This window comes from Curtobacterium sp. VKM Ac-1395, assembly GCF_015350975.1.
GTDB lineage: Bacteria > Actinomycetota > Actinomycetes > Actinomycetales > Microbacteriaceae > Curtobacterium.
Genome location: NZ_JADKRX010000001.1, coordinates 329,188 through 342,604, shown reverse-complemented (window position 1 = coordinate 342,604; position 13,417 = coordinate 329,188). Strand labels below are relative to the sequence as shown.

General features: G+C 72.3%; 15 protein-coding genes. 7 read left to right on the top strand and 8 right to left on the bottom strand.

The annotated features are described in order from the left end of the window. Window positions 1–88: 88 nt before the first annotated feature. Window positions 89–1,408 carry a carboxylesterase family protein gene (locus tag ITJ68_RS01750; protein ID WP_194659626.1) on the bottom strand — a complete coding sequence of 440 codons (1,320 nt, stop codon included), beginning with the start codon at window positions 1,406–1,408 and terminating at the stop codon, window positions 89–91. 213 nt (window positions 1,409–1,621) lie between these two features. Here ITJ68_RS01750 and ITJ68_RS01745 point away from each other — a divergent pair, with 213 nt between their 5' ends. Beyond that, window positions 1,622–2,422, top strand: coding sequence for a sugar phosphate isomerase/epimerase family protein (locus ITJ68_RS01745; protein ID WP_194659625.1), 801 nt, complete (start codon window positions 1,622–1,624; stop codon window positions 2,420–2,422). Continuing rightward, a complete protein-coding gene (locus tag ITJ68_RS01740; RefSeq protein ID WP_194659624.1) occupies window positions 2,419–3,522 on the top strand; it encodes a Gfo/Idh/MocA family protein in 1,104 nt (367 codons plus the stop codon). The genes ITJ68_RS01745 and ITJ68_RS01740 overlap by 4 nt, the downstream gene beginning before the upstream one ends. 109 nt (window positions 3,523–3,631) lie before the next feature. Here the strand turns inward: ITJ68_RS01740 and ITJ68_RS01735 are convergent, their stop codons facing one another. From ITJ68_RS01735 to ITJ68_RS01725, 3 genes are all read right to left on the bottom strand, one after another. Beyond that, on the bottom strand, window positions 3,632–4,240 hold the full coding sequence (locus tag ITJ68_RS01735; RefSeq protein ID WP_194659623.1) for a TetR/AcrR family transcriptional regulator: 609 nt from the start codon (window positions 4,238–4,240) through the stop codon (window positions 3,632–3,634). A 96-nt stretch (window positions 4,241–4,336) separates the two neighbouring features. Next, window positions 4,337–4,876, bottom strand: a complete 540-nt coding sequence (locus tag ITJ68_RS01730) for a MarR family winged helix-turn-helix transcriptional regulator (protein ID WP_194659622.1) — start codon at window positions 4,874–4,876, stop codon at window positions 4,337–4,339. Between the two features lie 38 nt (window positions 4,877–4,914). Next, complete coding sequence (locus ITJ68_RS01725; RefSeq protein WP_194659621.1) at window positions 4,915–5,097, bottom strand: hypothetical protein; 183 nt, start codon at window positions 5,095–5,097, stop codon at window positions 4,915–4,917. 156 nt (window positions 5,098–5,253) lie between these two features. Here ITJ68_RS01725 and ITJ68_RS01720 point away from each other — a divergent pair, with 156 nt between their 5' ends. The 5 genes from ITJ68_RS01720 (at window position 5,254) to ITJ68_RS01700 (ending at window position 8,731) form a co-directional block, all read left to right on the top strand. Next, a complete protein-coding gene (locus ITJ68_RS01720; RefSeq protein ID WP_194659620.1) occupies window positions 5,254–5,982 on the top strand; it encodes an SDR family NAD(P)-dependent oxidoreductase in 729 nt (242 codons plus the stop codon). Window positions 5,983–6,090: 108 nt separating this feature from the next. After that, on the top strand, window positions 6,091–6,312 hold the full coding sequence (locus ITJ68_RS01715) for a hypothetical protein (protein ID WP_194659619.1): 222 nt from the start codon (window positions 6,091–6,093) through the stop codon (window positions 6,310–6,312). 79 nt (window positions 6,313–6,391) lie between these two features. Beyond that, window positions 6,392–7,582 (top strand): sensor histidine kinase, encoded by a 1,191-nt coding sequence (locus tag ITJ68_RS01710; protein WP_268095872.1) that lies wholly within the window; start codon window positions 6,392–6,394, stop codon window positions 7,580–7,582. Beyond that, the gene (locus ITJ68_RS01705) at window positions 7,579–8,247 is read left to right on the top strand and encodes a response regulator (RefSeq protein WP_194659618.1); all 669 of its coding nucleotides are present in this window, start codon (window positions 7,579–7,581) and stop codon (window positions 8,245–8,247) included. The genes ITJ68_RS01710 and ITJ68_RS01705 overlap by 4 nt, the downstream gene beginning before the upstream one ends. A gap of 88 nt (window positions 8,248–8,335) precedes the next feature. Further along, window positions 8,336–8,731, top strand: coding sequence for a hypothetical protein (locus ITJ68_RS01700; RefSeq protein ID WP_228504437.1), 396 nt, complete (start codon window positions 8,336–8,338; stop codon window positions 8,729–8,731). 14 nt (window positions 8,732–8,745) lie between these two features. On the opposite strand, the gene ITJ68_RS01695 is transcribed toward ITJ68_RS01700, so the two are convergent. Genes ITJ68_RS01695 through ITJ68_RS01680 form a run of 4 tightly spaced genes read right to left on the bottom strand, consistent with a single transcriptional unit; the run spans window position 8,746 to window position 13,409 of the window. Next, entirely contained in the window at window positions 8,746–9,507 is a 762-nt protein-coding gene (locus ITJ68_RS01695; RefSeq protein ID WP_194659617.1) for a triose-phosphate isomerase family protein, read from the bottom strand. Then, entirely contained in the window at window positions 9,501–11,207 is a 1,707-nt protein-coding gene (locus tag ITJ68_RS01690; protein WP_194659616.1) for a dihydroxyacetone kinase family protein, read from the bottom strand. Before ITJ68_RS01690 ends, ITJ68_RS01695 begins: the two co-directional genes overlap by 7 nt. After that, complete coding sequence (locus tag ITJ68_RS01685) at window positions 11,204–12,592, bottom strand: MFS transporter (RefSeq protein WP_194659615.1); 1,389 nt, start codon at window positions 12,590–12,592, stop codon at window positions 11,204–11,206. The genes ITJ68_RS01690 and ITJ68_RS01685 overlap by 4 nt, the downstream gene beginning before the upstream one ends. Before the next feature lie 46 nt (window positions 12,593–12,638). After that, on the bottom strand, window positions 12,639–13,409 hold the full coding sequence (locus ITJ68_RS01680) for an SDR family NAD(P)-dependent oxidoreductase (RefSeq protein ID WP_194659614.1): 771 nt from the start codon (window positions 13,407–13,409) through the stop codon (window positions 12,639–12,641). Between the last annotated feature and the right edge of the window lie 8 nt (window positions 13,410–13,417).

The window sequence follows — 13,417 nt, the reverse complement described above, 5'->3', positions numbered from 1 at the left end:
CCGGGGGTGGAACGACCGTGGATACCGCCAGTTCAGGGGGTGCCGCGAGGACCTGCCGACCAGCGCCGACTCCGGCTGCCCGGCAGCGTCACCCGCGGTCGAACGTCAGCGTCTCGTCGCTCGGCGCCGTGACCCGCCCGGTCCGCGCGAACTCGGCCCAGATCGCTCGGATGCCTGGGCCGCGGCGTTCGGCCTCGGGCCAGTCGCGCTCGGACACGAACGTGCTGCCGGCCCAGGCCTCACGCCGGCCGAGCAGCATCGGCAGCTCACCCATGTGCGCCGCGCCGGTCGGCCGCCGCGTCGCACCGCGGAGCAACCGGTAGCGGACCGCCGTCCCGCCGCCGGCGCGGTGCCGGTCGGCGAACCGACGGGCATCACGGCCGTAGATCACCTCGGTCAGCGGGCGGACGAGCCACCACCGCACGAGCGCACGACCCACCCGGTTGCGGGCGACCCGGCGCACGACCGGCAGCACGGGGACGTACATCGCGGTCTCGTCCGCGGCCGAACCGATCATCAGGTCGATGCGCGGAGCGACCCGGCGCCAGGCATCCGCCAGGTCGCGCTCCGCGGGCAGCGGCGCGAAGCCGTACTGCGTTCCGTAGGGCATCCCGCCGCGCAGGCCGAACGGCATCGCGATCCGCTCCGCACGGGTCTGTCGGTCGAGCAGGTCCTCGAGCGCCGTGTCCGGGCCGACCGCGCCGATGGTCCGCACCATCGCGCGGTTCATCCGGGAGCGTCCTCGCGACAGCCCGAGCGGCGCGCTCTGCACGATCGCCCGGTGGAACAGCCCCTCGGTGCCGTCGCTGATCATCAGGTGCGCGACGGCGTCACCGCCGGCGGACTGCCCGAACACGGTGACGTTCTCGGGGTCACCGCCGAACGCGGCGATGTTCTCGTGCACCCACCCGAGCGACGCGACGAGGTCGAGCAGGCCGAGGTTCGCCGGCACCCGCTCGCCGTCGCCGAGGAAGCCGAGCACCCCGAGCCGGAAGGTGACGGTCACGACGACCACCCGCTGCTCGGTGACCAGGTCGACCGGGTCGTTCATGGGCAGGTCGCCGCCGCCGATGACGTACGAGCCGCCGTGCACCCAGACCATCACCGGCAGTCGTTCGTCGTCGCCGACGTCGGCCGGCAGGGTGATCGAGAGCCGCTGGCAGTGTTCGTCGACCTCGGCCTCGACCACGTGCAGGAGCTGGTCGACGACCGGGGAGGCCGACTGCGGCGCGAGGGGCGCCGGGGTGTCCGCGTCGAACACGCCGGGGAACGGCGGCACGGGCTGCGGCGGCTGGAAGCGGTCGGCCTGCGCGTACGGGATCCCGAGGACCCGCACCACCCCGTCGTCGCGCTGGCCGCGGATGCGTCCGGCGGGGCTGTCGAAGGTCAGGGTCGCGTCGTGGAGCACCGGTCCACGCTAGCCCGGGAGGCTCGGCGCGCGCCCGGTACGCCGGCCCATCGTCGCGGGGTGCGGACGCCGGTGCCCCGCGTCGCGGACACGAGTGACACAAAACTACACACCGGGTGGTTTTCGGTGTAGCGTCGTCCTCGATCTCGCCGCGGAGCATCGCGTCCTCGACGGGTCAGCACAGCCCAGTCAGGACCGAAGGAGCCCCGCGCAATGCCCATCACCTCCGTGCAGCTGTACTCGCTGCGAGACGCCATCGCCGACGACCTCGATGCGGCCATCGCCCGCGTGCGCGAGATCGGGTACGAGAACGTCGAGCCCTACGCGTTCGTCGAACGTGCCGCCGACCTCGAGCGTGCCTTCGCCGCCACCGGCCTGAAGGCCCCGTCCGGCCACGTCGCCGTGATCGACGCCGCTGACACCGCCCCGATCTGGGACGCCGCCGAGCGCCTCGGCATCCGCACCGTCATCGACCCCTTCATCCCGACCGACCGCTGGCAGACTGCCGACGACGTCAAGGCGATCGCCGACCGCGTCAACGAGCTCACCGCCGAGGCCGCAGCCCGTGGCCTGCAGTTCGGGTACCACAACCACCAGTGGGAGTTCACGAACAAGGTCGAGGGCCGCACGGTCTACGAGCTCTTCGTCGAGCAGCTCGCCCCGGAGACCGTCCTCGAGGTCGACACCTTCTGGGCGACCGTCGGTGGCGCGGACGCCCCCGCCGTGCTCCGCTCCCTCGGCGACCGCGTCGTCGCGATCCACGTGAAGGACGGCCAGGTCGACGGCGACATCCGCGACGCCCTGCCCTCGTCCGAGAGCGCCCTCATCGTCCCCGAGGCCCTGCAGCGCGCCTTCGAGAACCAGACCCCCGCCGGCCAGGGCGACGTCGACGTGGTGTCGATCCTCGCCGCAGCGCCCCAGGCCATCCGCGTCGTCGAGTTCGACGCGTACAAGGGCGACGTCTTCGAGGGCATCGCCGAGTCCCTCACCTGGCTCGGGGACAACGACAAGTGAGCCGCGTCGGGATCGGCATCATCGGTGCCGGCAACATCTCCACGCAGTACCTGACGAACCTGACGCAGTTCGCCGACGTCGAGGTCCGCTTCGTCGCCGACGTCCTGCTCGACCGTGCCGCCGCCCAGGCAGCGGAGTACGGCGTCGGGGCGTCCGGGTCGGTCGAGGAGCTCCTGGCCCGCGACGACGTCCAGATCGTCATCAACCTGACGATCCCGGCCGCACACGCGGAGGTCGACCAGCAGATCATCGACGCCGGCAAGCACGTCTGGAGCGAGAAGCCGATCGCCACGGACCACGACTCCGCAGCAGCGGTGCTCGAGTCCGCGAAGGCCAAGGGCCTCCGGGTCGCGACGGCGCCGGACACCGTGCTCGGCGCCGGCATCCAGACCGCGCTCCGGGCCATCGCCCGCGGTGACATCGGCGAGCCGCTCTCCGCGACGACGATGTTCCACGTGCCCGGTCCCGAGGCATGGCACCCGAACCCGGACTTCCTGTTCGCCACGGGTGCCGGTCCGCTGTTCGACATGGGTCCGTACTACGTGACGACGCTCGTCCACGCCCTCGGTGCCGCCACCCGCGTGCAGGCCGTGTCGTCGAAGTCGCTCGAGCGTCGGACCATCGCGTCCGGCGACCGGGCGGGCGAGACGTTCCCGGTCGAGGTCCCCACGCACCACGCGGCCCTCATCGAGTTCGCCGGTGGGCAGTCGGCACAGTCGACGTTCTCGTTCCAGCACGCGATGCCGCGCCAGGGCTTCGTGGAGATCAACGGCACGCTCGGCACGATCTCGCTCCCGGACCCGAACACGTTCGAGGGTGACTCCACCCTGTGGCGGTACGGCCAGGACGAGCCCGAGACGATCACCGCCGTCGGGTCGACCTGGGGCCGCGGCACCGGGGTCGTCGACCTCGCCCGCGCGATCGCCGAGGACCGCCCCGAGCGCGCCTCGGGTGCCACCGCGCTGCACGTCCTCGACGTGCTGCTCGGCATCCGCGACGCCGCCGAGTCGCACACGGCCGTCGACATCACCTCGACCGTGGCGTCGATCCCGCCCCTGCCCGAGGACTTCGACCCCGCGGCCGCGGTGCTGACCGCCTAGGACGCAGGCACGCCCCCATCGAGGGAGCAGACGACGTCGAGTCGCCCCAGGGCACCCGACGTCGCCTGCTCCCTCGACGCACGTGCGGGGACGTCAGAGCACGCGGGCGTCAGGACGCGGGCGGCGGCACGAGCTGCTCGAGCAGCCGCAGCACGCGCTCCCCGTCGACCGCGTCCGGGTCGAGCAGCCACTGCACCTGCAGCCCGTCGGACGCCGCGATGCTCAGGGACGCCAGGTCCGTCGCCTCGAGGTCGCCCCGGATGCGCCCGAGGTCCTGGTCCCGCTGGATCAGCACGGCGAGCTCCGACCGCAGCCGCGCGAAGCGCTCGCGCATGAAGTCACTCGTCGCCGGGTGTCCTTCGCCGACGGCGTCCGCGGCGAGCGTCGTGTAGAGCTGCACGAGCCCGGGCACCTCGCGGTTGCGCCTGGCGCTGTCCCGCATGTCGCCGATCGCCGACGCCAACCGGTCCGGCGAGTTCTGCTCGCGCACCTCGTGCTCCCGGTAGACCGCGAGCAGCAGGTCGTCGCGCGAGGGGAAGTAGTGCCGCAGTGCGGCGTGGGTGATGCCGAGGGCCTCGGCCACGGACCGCAGCGACGAGGCATCGACGCCCTGCTCGGCGACCATCCGGATCATCTCGTCGAGGATCTGCACCCGCCGCTCGGCACCCTTGCGGTACCCGCGTCGCGGGGCGGCGTCGGCGTCCTCGGCGGCGGTCATGCAGACAACTTACCGCTGGAAGGTTTCCGGTGGGGAAGAAGACGGGAGGCTCCCACCGGGCCCGTGGGGAGCCTCCAGGCTCGGATCGTGGTCGCGTCAGCGAGCGCTGTCCGCGACCGTGTACTCGTCCTCGGGTTCCGGCACCGTCTCGGCGAGCGCCTCGACCACCTGGCCGAGCGCCCGCGTGACGACCTCGTTCTCAGCGGCGGGCAGCCGGTCGAGGACCTCGACGACCACCTCGTGGAAGCGTGCGTACGAGGCGTCGATCTTGGCGGCCGCCTGCTCGGTCGGCTCGAGCACCTGTGCTCGGCGGTCCGTGGGGTGGGCGCTGCGGACGAGGTCGCCCTTCTCGACGAGCGTGTCGACGAGCTTCGTGACCGACGCGTTCGACACGGCGAGCATCACGGCGAGGTCCTTCGGTCCCATGGACCGGTGGTCGCGGTGCGCCTGGAGCAGGTACCGGACGGCGAGGAACTCGTTCTTCGACAGACCGCTCTCGGTGCGGGCGTGCTCGATCTGCTGCTCCTCGGCGTGCTGCAGCCGGAGGATGGCCTCGACGGCGCTGCGGGCGGCGGTGGATCGGGGCTCGCGGGTGTAGAGGTGGTGGTGCTCGCGGCGGACGACGGTCAACGGCATGGGGTCATGGACTCCGGGTGTTCAGGCCTGGTGGGCGCTCAGCCCTGGTGGGCGGCGAAGAAGTCGGCGTACGACAGCTCGCGTCGTGCCGAGAGCAGCGAGGGGTCCTCGATGCGGGCGTTCACGTAGGCCGCGATCACGGCGGGGGCGGTGAGGCCGACCCGGGTGTGGGTGCCGGAGAGCGAGGTGCTCCGCTGAGCCCCGTGGTACGTGCTGCGCATGCCTGGTTCCGCCTTCCTCGTCGTCCTGCCGTCCGTGTTGGACGAAGGAAGTGTTTCAGGAAGTGAACGGTTCACGCAACGAACGGTTCGGCATCTGTACGTTTCACGCACTGTACCGCTCGGACGGTCGAGACACCGGGGGCTAGCGTCGCAGGCATGGACCTGCAGCTCAGTGACCGTGTCGCCCTCGTCGTCGGTGGGAAGGGCTACATCGGTGCCGCCGTGGTGGACCGCCTGCGGGCCGAGGGGGCGACCGTCGTCGTGGCATCGCGGAGCGCATCGGACGACGAGGGTGCCGGGCCGTCCGGGGCAGCCACGTCCGGGGCGGCGACCTCCGCGGTGGCGATGGACACCGCGGACCAGGCCTCGGTCGACGCCGGGGTCGCGCGGGTGCTCGCCGAGCACGGACGCATCGACGTGCTGGTCGTGACGGCAGCCCCGAGCGCCCGCACGCTGGACCCGGCGAAGCGGTCCGACCCGGAGCAGGTCGCGCAGGCGGTCGACGGCAAGGCCCTCGGGTTCCTGCGGGTCGCGAACGCCGTGCTGCCGGCCCAGCGGGACGCGGGCTTCGGCCGGGTGGTCGTGGTGAGCGGCCAGAACGCTTACCTGTCCGGCAACATCACGGCCTCGCTCCGGAACACGGCCGTCACCGTCATCGCGAAGAACCTGGCCGACGAGGTCGCCGGGTCGGGCGTGACGGTGAACGTCGTCAACCCGGGGACGGTCACCGACGAGCCCAGCGCCGAGGTGCAGCGCGGTGCCGGCGGGGAGTCGAGCCCGACGCAGATCGCCGACCTGGTCGCGTTCCTGTCCTCGCCGCTGTCGGCGGTGTCGGGCGAGTCGATCTCGATCGCGCACCGCGTGCTGGGGTCGGTCGTCATCTGAGTCGAGGTCGTCAGGGGCCGGCTCCTGAGTCGATCTCACCCGCGCGGCTGAGGGGCTTCGGCCGCCAGGACGATGACCGGGTGGGGTGCCCTGCCGGACGCTTGTCCCATGACCAGCAGGACCACCAGGAGCACCGCCGCCACCCTCGTCGCCATCGTCGTCGTCATCGGGACGGCGTGCTGGGCGATCGACGGCAGCCACCCGACGGCCGCCACGTCGTCGTCGCTGTCGTCGTCACCGTCGTCGTCGCTGTCGTCGTCGTCCGGCTCTGCGCTCCCCCGCGGGGTCGTCACCGTCACCGTCGGCACCCCGGCCGGCCCGGTCGGCTGATGTCCGCGGCAGGGCTGGCGAGCAGTGCCACGGCTGCCCTGCTCGCTACGAGCGGACGCGCCCGTGCGATGATCGCGTGGTGACCGATCGGCGGGGGTTCATCAGGGCACTCGCGCCCGGTTCCGTCGTCATCGACCTGGCACTCGGGCTCGTCGCCGGCCTGGTGTTCATCGCCCCGGTGGACGTCGAGCTGGAACAGGCGAGCACCTGGGCGGTCGTGCTCGCCGTCGTCGCCATCGCCGTTCGTCGGATCTCCCCCTCCGGCTCGATGTTCGCCGTCGTCGTGCTCGGCGCCGTGCAGGTCATCGGGTCCGAGCGGCCGTCGCTGGTCGACATCGCGCTCTACGTCGTCATCGGCACGACGGTCATCGTCGGCAACAAGGTCGAGGTCGTGCTGTCGGGCGTCATCGCCGTCGTCGCGGGTGTCGGTGCGACCGTGTACCTCGCGACCACCGGCTACCGGTTCGCGCTGCTCATCAGCGGGCCCCTCGACCAGGCACTGATCGCCCTCGCTGCCCCGGTCGCGTCCCTGCTCGTCGTGTGGGCGACGGGTCTGGCCGTCCGGTCGCTGACGTCACGGAACCGCGAGTCCGCGCTCCGGGTCCGCGAGTCCGAACTCCGTGTGCAGGCCGAGGAGGTCGCGACGCGCGCCGTCGACGAGGCCGAGTCGGAACGCATCCGCGGTGCCATCGCCCGGGACGTCCACGACGTCGTCGGTCACTCCCTCGCCGTCATCATCGCGCAGGCCGACTCGGTGCCGTTCCTGCACGACGAGGCCCGCATCCGCGAGGTCAGCGCCACCATCGCCAGCACCGCCCGCAGCTCCCTGCTCGAGGTCCGCCAGGTCCTCGGCCACATCGACGGCACCGGCGACCGCGTGGACCCGGGCTCGCTCGAGGAGATCGTGCAGGGCATCCGGGACGCCGGCGTCGAGGTCGACCGCACCGTCCGCGGCACCCCGCGGCCCATGCGCTCGGACACCGGCACCGCGATCCGCCGGGTGCTGCAGGAGATGCTCACGAACGCCCTCCGCCACGGGGCCCCGGGCCGCCCGGTCGCAGTCCGCGAGACCTGGCGCTCGGGCGACGTCGTGCTCGAGGTCGAGAACGTCGTCGGCACCGGCGCGACCGGCGGTTCGGGCCGGGGCATCGCCGGCATGCGGTCCCGCCTCGCCGCCCTCGACGGCTCCTTCGACGCGGCCGTCGTCGAGGACGTCTTCGCCGCCCGTGCCCGCATCCCGCTCGACCTCGACGAAGGAGTCACCCCGTGACCACGCCCATCCGGATCCTGTTGACGGACGACCAGGCGCTGTTCCGTGCCGGCCTGCGCGTGGTCCTCGACGCGCAGGAGGACATGGAGGTGGTCGGCGAGGCCTCCGACGGCGCCGAGGCCCTGACGCTCGTCACCGAGCTGCACCCGGACATCGTGCTGCTCGACATGCGGATGCCCCGGACCGACGGCCTCGAGACCGTCCGCCGACTCTTCGACGGCGCCTTCCCGGAACCCCTGCCCCGGGTCATCGTCCTCACCACGTTCGGCCTCGACCCCGCCGCCGCCACCGCCATCCGGCTGGGCGCGAGCGGGTTCCTGCTCAAGGACGCGACGCCGTCGTTCCTGTTCGCCGCGGTCCGGGCCGTGCACGAGGGCAGCTCGGTGATCGCACCGAACGACCTCGCGCAGCTGTTCGGGCAGGACGTCGAACGGGCTCCGACCCCGCAGCCCGCCGAGTTCGGCACCCTGACCGAGCGGGAGCGGATCGTCTTCGGGTGGGCCGCGCGGGGCCTGTCGAACAGCGAGATCTCGGCGCGCGAGTTCGTCACCGAGTCCACCGTGAAGACGCAGCTCAGCAGCGTGCTCGGCAAGCTCGGGCTGCGCGACCGGGTGCAGCTCGTCGTCTACGCGAACGACCACGGGCTCGCCGGCGCCCGGGAGTGACGCCGCCGCGAGAAGTCCTGTGCGGATCGCGCGGTCACTGGATGACGGCGCCCTGATCGCGCGCCAAGATGGACACAGGGAGGGAACGATGAAGCACATCCACTACGACAACACCACGATCCTGACCGGCGACGACATCGCCGACGCGGTGATCGAGTACGCGGCCGCCCTCGCCGGCGGCGACCGTGCCGACACCGTCGCGGTGCCGGCCATCGCACCGGACGGCACGCGCACCACCACGAAGATCCTGATCGGCCCGACCAGCGAGGTCGTGGTCGAGGACGCCGACGACGACCAGCTCGAGGACGAGGACGGCGACTTCGTCGAACGCCTCCGTGCGGCCGCACGCACCTTCGGGCACAGCGAGCCGATCCACGCCAACACCCGCTCGGACCTCAAGGGCATCGGTTCGAGCAACGCGGACGACAAGGCCGACGCCGAGACGAGCCGCACGGACGACTCCGAGGACTCACCCGCCAGCTAGGCCCGTCGACGACCTCAGCGGCGCAGGGCCAGCGCCTCGTCGAGGACGCTCCGCACCGCCTCCGGGTCGTGGGCGGACCGGCCGAGGAACAGTCCGCCGATCCTCCCACGCCCACGGGTCAGCAGCCCTGGTCCGGCACTGCCGCCGTAGACCACGACGCTCCCCGCGAGCGCCGGACGGGCTGCCAGTGCTGCCTCGACGCCGCCGAGCACCTCGACGACGTGGTCGACCGGTGCCGGCTGCGCAGCCCCGATGGCCCAGACCGGTTCGTAGGCGACGACGACCGGAGCCACGGCACCCTCCGCCACGGCGGGCGCGAGGGCACGGTCGAGCTGGTCGGTCACCATGGCGATGGTCTCCGGGACGGAGGCTCGGCTCGGCTCCCCGACGCACACCAGCGGTCGCAGGTGGTTGCGGAACGCGGCGCGCACCTTCGCCGCGACCGTCGCGTCGTCCTCGTGGAACAGCGCGCGCCGTTCCGCGTGGCCGATCTCGACGAGGTCGACGCCGATCTCCGCGAGCTCGCGCCCCGAGACCTCGCCGGTGAAGGCACCCTCGTCGGCGGTCGCGAGGTCCTGTGCCGCGAGCAGGACGCCCGACCCCGCGAGCGCCTGCCGGACGGGCACGAGTGCCGGGAAGGTCGGCGCGACGAAGAGCTCGGCAACGCCATCGGTCAGCGCCGGGTGCGTCCGGGCGACGTCGGCGACCGCCTCGGCCCACGCGACCGTGCGGGCGTGGCCGAGGTACATCTTCAGCGAGACGCCGATCGTCAGCACGCAGCGACCGCGTCGACGATGAGCGCGAACGACACGGCACCGGGGTCCGGTGTGCCCACGGCGTGCTCGGCGTGCGTCCGGGCCCGTCCCATCCGCGGCAGCAGCGCGGCGGTGCCGTCGGCAGCCTCCTGCGCGGCGTCCGCGGCGGCCCGCCAGGCCTCGCGGAGCGGGACCCCGGCGTCGATGCGCTCGGAGAGCACCGCGTCGAAGGGGACGAGGGCGTCGACCATGGTCTTGTCGCCGACGACCGCGCCGAAGGCGAGGACGGCGTCGGTGGCGGCGTGCACCGCGGTCTGGACGGTGGCCGGGTCGGGCCGGTCGGTGTCGCCGAGGACGCGACCCAGGGCCTCCAGGGCGGCGCCCCAGATCGCGCCGGAGGTGCCACCGGCCTTGTCCGACCAGGCGTCCCCCGCGATCGCGAGGACGCTGCCGGCCCCGGCACCACGCGTTGCGGCGTCCCGGGCGGCCGCGTCCGCGGCCGTGGAGCCACGCTGCATGCCGATGCCGTGGTCCCCGTCACCGGCGACCGCGTCGATGCGGCCGAGCTCGTCGGCGTGCTCGTCGACCACCCGACGCACGGCGGCGACGACCTCGACCAGGCGCTGGGCGGCGGTGCGGGAGGCGTCGGAGGCGGGTCCGATCGGCGGGGCGACGTTTGCGGTGAGGACGTCCTCGGGCAGGCGCTCCTGCGGGACCGCGCCGCCCTTGCGGTAGGCGGGGGTGTCCGTCGGTGCGGCCCACAGGGCTTCGAGTTCCGCGTCCGGCCAGAAGAGCGTGAGGGAGACCCCGGCCATGTCGAAGCTCGTGACGAGTTCGCCGACCTCGGGTTCGACGACCACGGCGCCCGCGTCCTCGAGCAGGCGCTGGACGGTGGCGTAGACGACGAACAGCTCCTCGTACTTCACGCTGCCCAGCCCGTTCAGGATCGGCACGACGTGCGCCCCCGGCAGCTCCACGCCGGACGGGACCTCGTCGAGCAGGCGCTCCACCAGGAGACGGGCCAGGTCCGCGGCGCTGGGGACGTCGGCTTCGTCGATGCCGCGTTCGCCGTGGATGCCCATCCCGATCGCCATGCGGCCCTCGGGGACCGTGAACAGGGGCTCGTCGGCGCCGGGGAGGGAGCAGCCGGAGAACGCGACGCCGAAGGACCGGGTCCGCTCGTTCGCTTTCGTCGCGACCCGGGTGACCTCGTCCAGGGTCATGCCCTGCTCCGCAGCGGCACCGGCGACCTTGAACACGCACAGGTCCCCCGCGATCCCACGCCGCTTCGCCGCTTCGTCCGCCGGTGAGGAGGCGACGTCGTCGGTGACGCGGACCGTGCGGACATCGATGCCCGCGTCCCGCAGGGCACGTTCGGCGGCGTCGAAGTTCAGCACGTCGCCGGCGTAGTTGCCGTAGGACAACAGCACCCCACCACCGTGCTCGGACGCCGTCGCGACCGCGGTGACCTGCTGCGCGGACGGGCTGGCGAACAGGTTCCCCATCGCCGCACCGGCCGCGAGCCCGTGGCCCACGAGACCGCCGAACGCCGGGTAGTGGCCGGAACCGCCACCGATGACCAGGGCGACCGTGCCGTCCGGGCTCGCCGTGGACCGGGCGACGCCGCCGTGGACCTTCCGGACACGGGACTGGTTCGCCGCGACGAACCCGTCGACCATCTCGTCGGCGAAGTCCGCCGGGTCGTTGAACAACCGGGTCATGGTCGTGCTCCTGTGTCGGTCGTGCGGACGTGGGACGTGTCGAGCAGGTCGTCCGCCCGGGAACCCCGGAAGAACTTCGTGCAGGCGATCATCACCGCGGCGACGAAGGCGAGCACGCCGAGCGAGACGATGCCGAACGCGCCGCTGTCGGTCGGGACCACCTCGTTGATCGCGGTGCGCATGATCGGGGCGACGAACCCACCGAGGTTGCCGAGCGAGTTGATCAGGCCGATGCCCGCAGCCGCGGCGGCCCCGGTGAGGAACGCCGTCGGGTACGCCCACGTGATCGGTCCGACGGACAGGAAGCTCGCGACGGCCAGGGTGATGAAGACGATGCCGAGGACGGGCTGCCCGTTCGCCCCCGCCCACGCCGACCCGAGGATCGACAGGCCGGTCGTGACGTAGAACAGCGTGCCCCAGCGGCGCCGACGCGTCACGGTGTCCGCGCGTGAACCGATGAGGTAGCAGGCGACCAGGCCCACCAGCCACGGGATCGCGGTGACGAGCCCGACCTGCCAGCCGACGTCCTGCCCGAGGAGCGAGGACACCTGCTGCGGCAGGTAGAACGTGGTGCCGTAGACGGCCACCTGCAGGCAGAAGTAGATGATCGTGAAGTACCAGACGCGGCCGCTCGCCATCGCCTTCCAGATGCCCGTCGGGCCGTCCTCGGTGCGGGCGGAGTCCTCGCGCTCCATGGCCGCGGTCAGGGAAGCCTTCTCCCCCGGTTCCAGCCACTTCGCCTGCTGCGGACTGTTCGTCAGGAAGACCACCGCCGCGACGCCGGCGAGCACCGCGAGGATGCCCTCACCAGCGAACATCACCTGCCAGCCGTGGAACGGGGTGACCTCGTCGCCGACGCTGATCAGGCCGCCGGAGAGCGGGGCGCCGATCATCTGCGAGAACGGCTGCGCCAGGTAGAAGATCGCGAACATCCGCACGCGGACCTTGTTCGGGAACCACTCGGACAGGTACATGATCACGCCGGGGAACAGGCCAGCCTCGGTCACGCCGAGGATGAACCGCAGCACGATGAACATCGTGTCGTTCGTCGTGAAGGCGAACAGCGCGGCGACGATGCCCCACGTGATCGCGATGCGGGCGAGCCAGAAGCGGGCGCCGAACCGCTTGAGCAGCAGGTTCGACGGGATCTCGAAGATCGCGTAGCCGATGAAGAAGATGCCGGCGCCGAGGGCGAAGGCGGCGTCCGAGATGCCGCGGTCGACGCTCAGGGCCTCCTCGGCGAACCCGACGTTCGTGCGGTCGAGGAAGGCGACGAAGTACAGGATCACGAGCATCGGCATGAGGTGCTTCGTCGCCTTGCCGATGGCGGACTTCAGGCCGGGGTCGTTCGTCGACCCGAGCGCGGGGGCAGGGGGAAGTGACACGGGTTCGCTCCTTTGCGAGCACGGTGTGGGTGGAGGGCGCTCGGCCCTAGTGCATGTAGAGGCCGCCGTCGACGTTCAGCGTCTGGCCCGTGACGAACCCGGCGTCCTCGCCGATCAGGTACGCGACCGCGGCCGCGATGTCGCGCGGGGTGCCGATCCGGGGCAGCACGCCGTCGGCCGCCATGGCCGTCTTGCGCTCCTCGGTGAGGGTCCCGCCCATGATGTCGGTGTCGATCGGTCCGGGGGCGATCGCGTTCACGGTCACCCCGTGCGGGCCGAGCTCGCGGGCCAGACCACGGGTCAGCCCGATCACCCCGGCCTTCGCCACGGTGTACGGCGTCTTGCTGAACGTGCCGCCGCCGCGCTGCGCGGAGACCGACGACAGGTTGACGATCCGGCCGTACCCGTTCCGCACCATCGACTCCGCTGCCCGCAGGCTCGCGAAGTGCACGCCGTCGAGGTTGATCGACAGCACGCGGTGCCACTCCCCGGGCGGCAGGTCGAGGTAGGCGTGCGCCGACGAGACGCCCGCCAGGTTCACGAGGGCGACGAGCGGCGAGAGCTCGGCCTCGATCGTGTCGAAGGCGGCGCGCACGGCGGTCTCGTCGCTGACGTCGGCCCCGACGCCCACGGCCCGGACCCCGTGGGCGTCACGGACCTCGGCGGCGACTGCTTGGGACGCGTCGTGGTCGAGGTCGATGACGCCGACGTCCCAGCCGGCCTCGGCCAGGTGGTGTGCGGTGGCGCGGCCGATGCCCCGCGGGGACGCTGCCCCGGTGAGGACGACCGTGCGGCGCTGGTGCTGCTCGGTGGTCATGGTCGCCG